The organism is Noviherbaspirillum sp. (assembly GCF_035654295.1).
Taxonomy (GTDB): Bacteria; Pseudomonadota; Gammaproteobacteria; order Burkholderiales; family Burkholderiaceae_D; genus Noviherbaspirillum.
The window spans coordinates 25013-33090 of the sequence record NZ_DASRXF010000079.1 but is presented as its reverse complement, the minus strand read 5'-3'; the positions used below and the strand labels follow the sequence as shown (position 1 = coordinate 33090).

Genomic DNA, 8078 nt, shown 5'->3' with positions numbered 1-8078 from the left:
CAGCGCCACCGTCAACATCCCATTCAGCGTAAAATCGTTCTCGTGAGTCGGTTGCATGTCGTTCTCCTCGATTTGTTGGTCGCACTTCAAATTCTAAGGATAGCTTTTGCAACTGGCTCACCTCTTCATAGGATCTACGGTTCGTTATGTGCACGGTGGGTTTCGCTTCGCTCTACCCACCCTACGGTTCGTTATAAAGGACAGTAGGGTGGGTAGAGCCAGCGAAACCCACCGCAACCATCAACCCGCAACCAGCGTCGCTGCCAGAAGCAACATCACGACGCCGATCACCCCATCGAGCAGGCGCCATGCCGAAGGCCTCGCGAACCACGGCGCCAGCAGCCGCGCCCCGAACCCGAGCAGCACGAACCAGACCGCGCCGGCCGTCACCGCCCCCAATGCAAACCACCACTTGCCCTCCGGCCCCTGCTGTCCGCCGATGGCGCCGAGCAGCACGACGGTATCGAGATAGACATGCGGGTTGAGCAGCGTGACGGCGAGCACCGTCGCCACCGCTTCGCGCATGCCGATCTCTACCGTGTGCGGCGCCGCATTCAATGCATGCCGGCCGAAGGCCGAGCGCCAGGCGCGCAGGCCGTACCACGCGAGGAACAGGGCGCCGCCCCAGCGGGCCGCGGCGAGCAGCACCGGGCTCTGCTCCACCATCGTCCCGACACCGGCCACGCCCAGCGAGATCAGCAGCGCTTCGCACAAGATGCACACCAGCACCGTCAGGCCGACATGCTGGCGCCTGAGACCCATGCGCAGCACGTGCGCATTCTGCGAGCCGATGGCGACGATCAGGCCCGCGCCCAGACCCAGTCCCTTGAGATAAAACGACACGGCAGTCCTCCTGGTTGATATGGGAGGCATTCTGCCCCGGCGCAGACAGAAAATGAACGATATTTAATATATTTCGGGATGGATTAAAATCGCTTCATCATGAAACTGGACCCCCGACAATGCGAAGCCGTGCGCGCCGTGATCGACAGCGGCAGTTTTGAACAGGCTGCCGCTGCGCTGCACCTCACGCCGTCGGCGGTGTCGCAGCGCGTGCGCGCGCTCGAGGTCGCCCTCGGCACGCCGCTCGTGGTGCGCACGCGCCCCTGCCGCGCGACGCCGGCCGGCCAGCGCCTGCTGCAATACCTGCGCCGCGTGCACTCGCTGGAGCACGACCTGCAGGCGGAGTTCGCGGGTGAACAGGCGGCGCCCCTGTCGATCGCCATCGCCCTCAACAACGATTCGCTCGCAAGCTGGTTCCTGCCGGCGCTGGCGCCTTTCGCGATCGAAGAGCAGGTCCTCCTCGACCTGACGGTGGACGACCAGGACCATACCTACACCCTTCTCGAGGCCGGCCGCGCGCTCGGCTGCATCTCCACCGAACCGCAGCCGCTGCGCGGATGCGAGGTCGAGCCGCTGGGCGCGATGCGCTATCGCTGCATGGCGTCGCCGGCGTTCCGCGCGCGCTGGTTCGGAAAGGGCGTGACGCGGGCTGCGCTGCGCCAGGCGCCCGTCATCGTGTTCGACCGCAAGGACCGGCTGCAGGCGGATTTCCTGCTGAAGCACTTCGGCCTGCCCGAGGATGCCTGGCCGCGGCATACCATCCCCGCCTCCGATCCGTTCATGCAGGCCGTCGTGCTGGGAATGGGCTGGGGCATGGTGCCCGAGCTGCAGATGCACGACCTGCGCGAGCGCGGCCTGCTGGTCGACATCGCGCCGTCCCGCCCGACGGATGTCGCGTTGTACTGGCATGCGTGGAAGGTGCAGTCGCCGCGCATGGAAAGACTGTCGCGCACGCTGGTGGCCCAGGCGCGCAAGGTGCTCAGGGGCGGGCACAGATAAGCTCGGGGCGGCCGGGTTACACTTTGCCCATGAACAGCAAAGATCCCTGGAAGATCGTCTACCTCCTCGCCTTCACGCAGATCGTGTCGTGGGGCTCGCTGTACTACGCGTTCGCCATCGTGGCCGGCGATATCCAGCGCGAGACCGGATGGCGCACCGAGGTGGTGTTCGGCGCCTTCTCCTGGAGCCTGCTGGTCGCCGGCCTCGCGTCCACACCGTCCGGCATGCTGATCGACCGCATCGGCGGCCGCATCGTGATGGCCCTTGGCTCGGTGCTGGCGGGACTGGGCATGGCCGGCATCGGCAGCGCGCATTCCATCGGGCTGTACTTTCTCTCCTGGAGCGCGGTGGGCGCCGGCATGGCGATGGTGCTCTACGAGGCGGCCTTCGCCACCATCAACCGCGAATTCCTGCTCGGCCCGCGCAAGGCCATCTCCGTGCTCACGCTGTTCGGCGGCCTCGCCAGCACCGTGTTCTGGCCGCTGACGCTCAAGCTCAACGGCATGGTGGGCTGGCGCGATACCTTCCTCATCTACGGCGCGATCCATCTCGCGCTGTGCGCGCCGCTGCACGCGATGCTGCGCTCCGGCGGCCGCCGACGCATGCCGGTGCCAGGGGCGGACACGGTGCGTCATTACACCCTGCATGAAGCGCTGCGCGACCCCGCGTTCTGGAAGCTGGCGGTCGCTTTCTCCGCCAACATGTTCGTCTTCTCCGCGCTGTCGGTGCACCTGATTCCGCTGCTGCAACGCTTCGGTCATTCGGCGGCGACGGCGGTGCTGGTGTCGGCGCTGATCGGTCCGATGCAGGTTGCCGGCCGCATCGGCGAACTCGCATTCGCGCGCCACGTGCGCCCGCAGACCGTGGGCAAGCTGACCTTCGCCCTGCTGCCCGCCGGCCTCCTGGCGCTGCTCTTCCTCGGCGAACACCGCTATGCCGTGGCCGCCTTCTGCATGCTGTACGGGGTGAGCAACGGCGTGCTGACCATCGTGCGCGGCACGGTGCCGCAGACCCTGTTCGGCCGCGAGAACTACGGCGCGATCTCCGGAGCGCTGGCCGGGCCGTCGATGATCGCCAAGGCCGCCGGACCGCTGGTGGCGGCAGCCATCGTCCAGGCCGCTCCGGAGCCTGCGTGGCTGCTCGGCGTCCTGCTCGCCGTGGCGCTCGTGTCGCTGGCATGTTTCCTTGCCGCCGTGAATGCGAAACGCCCGCCGATTCCTCCCATACACCGGCACTTATAATCACCGTTTTTCATTCAACGGGAGACGGCAGCATGGACCAGCAATTCGAAGACGGCTTGCAGATGCGCAAGCAGGTGATGGGCGAGGAATTCGTGGCAAAGGCGTTTGCCAACGCCGACGAATTCACCATGCCTTTGCAGGAATTCGTCACGCGCAATGCCTGGGGCACGGTCTGGTGCCGCGACGGGCTGGACCTGAAAACCCGCAGCCTCATCACGGTATCCATGCTGACGGCACTCGGCCGCGCCCAAGAGCTGAAGGGCCATCTGCGCGGCGCACTGAACAATGGCGCGACGCCGGAAGAGATCCGTGAAGTCTTGCTGCATGCGGCGGTCTATTGCGGCGCGCCGCTCGCAATCGATGCATTCCGCGCGGCACAGGAAGTGATGAAGGAAGCCGGCAAGACGGCCTGAGTGCGCAGGGGCAGGCACGAAGCATGCATGCTATCGTCATCGCCGAATGCGATTCGGCAATGGATGATCCCGCACCAGGAGCGTGCCATGAATCCCTTGCGCTTGCTTCTCCATGCCGTGGCACTGGCCGCGGCATTCGCCCTTGCCGCCTGCGGCGGCAGCTATGACGACGACTTGCCTTTCGCGTTTTCAGCCACCCTGGAGAGTGGTGGTGCCGGCACCGGCGGCGTCGGACTGGTCACCGTCGACCCCGACGGCAGGACGCTGACCGCGAGCGTCGTCTCCAACAGCGCCACGGATACCGAGGCGCACATCCATTCGGCTGCGCCGGGGGCGGCCGAGACAGTCGTGTTCACCCTGGCCCGCACTGCCGGGACCAATGTATGGACTGCGCGCGCCCCTCTCACCGAGGCGCAATTCGCTGCACTGCGAGAAGGTAATTATTACTTCGACGTGCACAACCCTTCCATACCGGCGGGCGCGGTCCGCGGGCAGATCGTCTGGGCCATGCCCAGTTTCGACCAGCTGGTCCGCTTTGAACAGGTGCGGCAACAGTCGGCCACCGTCGACCTGCAGTTGTGGCAGGTGCAAGAAATCCAGGATGCCGAAGACTGGCGGTTTTCCGGCATCGGGCTGGGTCTCACGTTCGGCTTCTGACGGCCGCGGCTGCCATCACCTCTTCACCGGCGCTGCGCAGGCGCAGGCATTCCTCCTGCTGCCAGGCACGGTAATACTGGGTCTTTACCGGGATCAGCGTCCGCGGGTGGGGCACAGGCACCCACACGCCGTGGCCGCTGTTACGGGAAAGCCGCTTGTGGAACTGCGGTGTGAAGTCGATCGCCATTTCTGCTCCAATTTGCTCCAATCGGGCGCGCGGAAACGGGTTGCCCGTCGAGGAATTCTATGGCGCGGCTTCTTTTCCGGGAACGAAGCGTTTTGCAGTTCCTTATGCGTTCGCGGCGCGTCAGATGCGGCGATGGAAAAATTCAAATTTCTTGATCTGCATCAAGCACGGCCGCGCGCGAAAACCGCTATATATATTTCCCTAGAGAAATATTGGGTGGGCACCCAAATTCCCGCCGCAGCGACTGAATGCGTTCAAACAAGGCTGGCAATCCAAGATCAGCAGAGGAGACGAAATGCGCAAGAACCTGCCTGTCACCGGGGTCGAATACCCGTTGCGGGACGACGTCGCGATCGTGTCGAAAACCGACCTGAAGGGGAGGATCACTTACGTCAATCCCTATTTCATCGAGGTCAGCGGCTTCACCGAGGAGGAACTGCTCGGCGCGCCGCATAATCTCGTGCGCCACCCGGACATGCCGCCCGAGGCCTTTGCCGACCTGTGGGAAACCCTGAAGGCCGGGCTGCCGTGGACCGGCCTGGTGAAGAACCGGCGCAAGGACGGCGACTACTATTGGGTGCAGGCAAACGTGACGCCCGTGGTTGAAGGCGGCCGGGTGGCGGGCTATGTGTCCGTGCGCACGCGGCCCGAACGCGATCAGGTGGCGGCGGCCGAAAAACTGTACGCGCGCATGCGCGCCGGGCAGGCAGAGGATGTGCTCATCCGGCGCGGCAATGTGCAGCACACCGGCGTGCGCGGATGGGTCGGCTCCCTGCGGCGCATGCCGTTCTCCCTCTCGCTGGGCCTGAAGATGGGTTCGCTCTGCGGCGCCATCGCAATCGTCGGCGGCGTGGCAGCCAATGCTGTCGCAACGCGGGATCCCAGCCTGGCCTGGCTGCTGGGCGCACTGTCCGGTGCGAGCGTCGCCACCGGTCTTTACACCTGGCATAGCCTGCATGCGGCGATCGTCCAGCCGGTGCACGAGGCAACTGTCACCGCCCGCGCCATTGCCGGCGGCGACCTGTCGCACAGCTTCAATGTCTCCCGCCAGGACGATATCGGGCACCTGCTGCGGGCCTTGCAGCAGATGAAGGTCAACCTGCAGGCGATCATCGGCGACGTGCGCGCCAATGTCGAAAGCATCACGATCGGCACCGACGAGATTGCCGCCGGCAACCTCGGCCTGTCCAATCGCACCGAGGCGCAGGCGGCCAGCCTGGAGGAAACGGCGTCGAGCATGGAGCAGCTCGCAGCGGCGGTGAAGAAGAACGCGGAAAACGCATCGCAGGCGAACCGGCTGGGCATCAGCGCCACCGATATTGCCGCGCGCGGCGGCAACGTGGTGCAGCAGGTCGTGAGCACGATGGCCGAGATCAGCGCCTCGTCCAGGCAGGTGGTGGACATCGTCGGCCTGATCGACGGCATTGCCTTCCAGACCAACCTGCTCGCGCTGAATGCGGCAGTGGAAGCGGCGCGCGCCGGCGAACAGGGGCGCGGCTTCGCCGTCGTGGCGGCGGAAGTGCGCAACCTCGCGCAACGCTGCGCGGTCGCGGCCAAGGACATCAAGGAGCTCATCGGCAATGCGGCGCAGAAGGTGGAGGTCGGCACGGTGCTGGTAAACGACGCCGGGTCCACGATGGCCGAAGTGGTCGCTTCGGTGAAACGCGTGAGCGGCATCATGGGCGAGATTTCGACCGCGTCGCTGGAACAGGACTCGGGTATTGAGCAGATCAACCAGGCGGTGTTGCAGATGGACGAGGCCACCCAGCAGAACGCGGCGCTGGTCGAGCAATCGGCCGCCGCCGCGGCCGCGCTCGCCGATCAGGCGCAACGGCTGACGCAGACGGTCTCGATGTTCCGGTTGACCCGTCACGACGGCGCACGCGTTCAGCGCACGGCAAGGTCGCGTACGACAAGCTCGATACCCTTGACCACGCGCGCCAGCCGCTCGTAATCCACCTTGTCGGGCGTGTCCTGCGCGCTGTGATAGTGCGGATAGCGATAGGGCGCGGTGTCGGTCACCATCAGCGCGGGAAAGCCGTGCTCGCGGTATGCCCAGTGGTCCGACCAGTCCACGCCGGGAATCGACGCGGGGGCGGCAAGCCCTTCGGAAGGGAAACGCGCATGGCGGCGGAAGGAAGCCAGCGTCTCGTGCACCAGTTCGCGCGATGCCAGGTCGCCGACGAAGGCGATGAAATTGCCGGCATCCGGATAGAGCGCATCGAGGGGCGGCGGATACTGCTGGCTGCCCTTGTCGTCGGAGTAGTAACCGATCGTCTCCAGCGAGATCATGGCGGCGACATTCTCACCGCGCGTGTACAGGTCGCGCGCATGCAGGAAGCTGCCCATCTGCGCGGTCTTGAAGTACGGCGGTTCTTCGTTCACGAACAGCACCAGCTTGACTTCCTGTCCGGGCGGCGGCGCCATCTGCTTCAAGGCACGCGCGAGTTCGATGACCGCGGCGCTGCCGGTCGCATTGTCATTGGCACCGGGCGTGCCCTGCGCCGAATCGTAATGCGCGCCGACCACCAGCACCCGCGGCTTCGCGCCCGTGGGGCCGGGATGCCGGATGGAGACTTCCAGGTTGCGTACGCGGTTGCCATCCACGCTGAACATCTGTTGCTTGACCGTATGGCCCAGCCCGGCCAGCGTGCTTTCGATATAGCGGGCGACGTCTTCCAGCTGTCCCGGAGTGGTGGTGTTGTGCTCCTCGCGCGCAATCTTTTCCACATGCGCGCGCAGACGGCGGGCAAGCTGCTCCTCTTCCGCCGTCAGCGGCGGAAGAGGGCCGCGAAAGGATTGGCCGGGCATCGCTGTCATGTAGCCCACGCCCCCGCCGGCCAGCGCAACCGCGCCGAGCAGCGGCGCCATCACAGCGCCGCGCATCTTCCCGAAACGCCGGAACAGCCTGCGCATCATGCGCGCACCCAGGCCGAGCAACCCGCCGGCAACAGCGTGCCGCTCACCAGCATCGCGCCGTGCGCGTAGAGACGCGATGCGTTCGCGCCGGGGCCGAGGGCGAAGACCCAGACATCGCCGCGCGGACTGTTCCACATCACCCGTCCGTCCACTTCCCCCAGACCGGCCAGCAACTGCGCCGGCGAAGCGCCGGGACGAAGCAGCACGGTGACGGTCTCCTTGCTCCCGCCACCCATCGACAGGAGCCCGGCAGCAAGCACGGCGCCGGCGAGCATGGGCGCATGGGTAGAGCGCGCCTTGCTGCGACGTTCCTCCCCGTGGCGGGAAGGCGGGCGCCGCCGCAGCATGATGCCGGCAGCGACGAAGAGCACGCCGAACAATGCGAACCACAGCATGTCCCACGCGAGCGGATTGGGCGAGTCCATCCGGATGCGATGGATCCCGAGGACCCAGTGCGACAGCACCGCATCGACGATGTGCCACATGCCGAAACCGATGAGCGCGTCCGCCAACAGGCGCCGGTCGGACGCCGGGTCCACCAGCTGATAACGTGCCCGCAGGAGTTTCCAGATGCCGGCCGCAGCGATTACGTACATCATGCCGTGGAACAGGCCATCGGCCAGGATCTGTGTGCGCAGGTCGTCAAAGGGCGCCTGTCCCACGCCGCTCAGCAGGTGGTGCCATTGCAGTATCTGGTGCAGCAGGATGCCGTCGAAGAAACCGCCGAATGCGAAACCGAGCAGGTAGCCTGCCCAGTTCAGACGGCCTCCTGCCGGGGTGACGAATTCAGTACGGTTGTCCATGAAGCCGCCTGCGTTT

At 65.8% G+C, this 8078-nt stretch carries 9 protein-coding genes; 5 read left to right on the top strand and 4 right to left on the bottom strand.

Annotated elements, in window-relative coordinates; all coding sequences use genetic code 11:
* Positions 1–240: 240 nt before the first annotated feature.
* Positions 241–843 carry a LysE/ArgO family amino acid transporter gene (locus VFF99_RS08695; RefSeq protein WP_325016938.1) on the bottom strand — a complete coding sequence of 201 codons (603 nt, stop codon included), beginning with the start codon at positions 841–843 and terminating at the stop codon, positions 241–243.
* A 99-nt stretch (positions 844–942) separates the two neighbouring features.
* Between VFF99_RS08695 and VFF99_RS08690 the strand changes: the two genes are divergently transcribed.
* The 4 genes from VFF99_RS08690 (at position 943) to VFF99_RS08675 (ending at position 4153) form a co-directional block, all read left to right on the top strand.
* Positions 943–1842: a LysR family transcriptional regulator ArgP gene (locus VFF99_RS08690; protein WP_325016936.1), complete on the top strand. Its 900-nt coding sequence runs from the start codon at positions 943–945 to the stop codon at positions 1840–1842.
* Between the two features lie 29 nt (positions 1843–1871).
* Entirely contained in the window at positions 1872–3083 is a 1212-nt protein-coding gene (locus VFF99_RS08685; protein ID WP_325016934.1) for an MFS transporter, read from the top strand.
* 32 nt (positions 3084–3115) lie between these two features.
* Positions 3116–3496 carry a carboxymuconolactone decarboxylase family protein gene (locus tag VFF99_RS08680; RefSeq protein ID WP_325016932.1) on the top strand — a complete coding sequence of 127 codons (381 nt, stop codon included), beginning with the start codon at positions 3116–3118 and terminating at the stop codon, positions 3494–3496.
* A gap of 87 nt (positions 3497–3583) precedes the next feature.
* Positions 3584–4153, top strand: a complete 570-nt coding sequence (locus VFF99_RS08675) for a CHRD domain-containing protein (protein WP_325016930.1) — start codon at positions 3584–3586, stop codon at positions 4151–4153.
* Here the strand turns inward: VFF99_RS08675 and VFF99_RS08670 are convergent.
* Positions 4137–4340 (bottom strand): hypothetical protein, encoded by a 204-nt coding sequence (locus tag VFF99_RS08670; RefSeq protein ID WP_325016928.1) that lies wholly within the window; start codon positions 4338–4340, stop codon positions 4137–4139. The two genes, VFF99_RS08675 and VFF99_RS08670, sit on opposite strands and share 17 nt — an antisense overlap.
* Positions 4341–4635: 295 nt before the next feature.
* Between VFF99_RS08670 and VFF99_RS08665 the strand changes: the two genes are divergently transcribed.
* The gene (locus tag VFF99_RS08665) at positions 4636–6294 is read left to right on the top strand and encodes a methyl-accepting chemotaxis protein (protein ID WP_325016926.1); all 1659 of its coding nucleotides are present in this window, start codon (positions 4636–4638) and stop codon (positions 6292–6294) included.
* On the opposite strand, the gene VFF99_RS08660 is transcribed toward VFF99_RS08665, so the two are convergent.
* Positions 6228–7259, bottom strand: a complete 1032-nt coding sequence (locus VFF99_RS08660; protein WP_325016924.1) for a M28 family peptidase — start codon at positions 7257–7259, stop codon at positions 6228–6230. The genes VFF99_RS08665 and VFF99_RS08660 overlap by 67 nt on opposite strands.
* The gene (locus VFF99_RS08655; protein ID WP_325016923.1) at positions 7256–8062 is read right to left on the bottom strand and encodes a DUF2243 domain-containing protein; all 807 of its coding nucleotides are present in this window, start codon (positions 8060–8062) and stop codon (positions 7256–7258) included. The genes VFF99_RS08660 and VFF99_RS08655 overlap by 4 nt, the downstream gene beginning before the upstream one ends.
* Positions 8063–8078 lie beyond the last annotated feature (16 nt).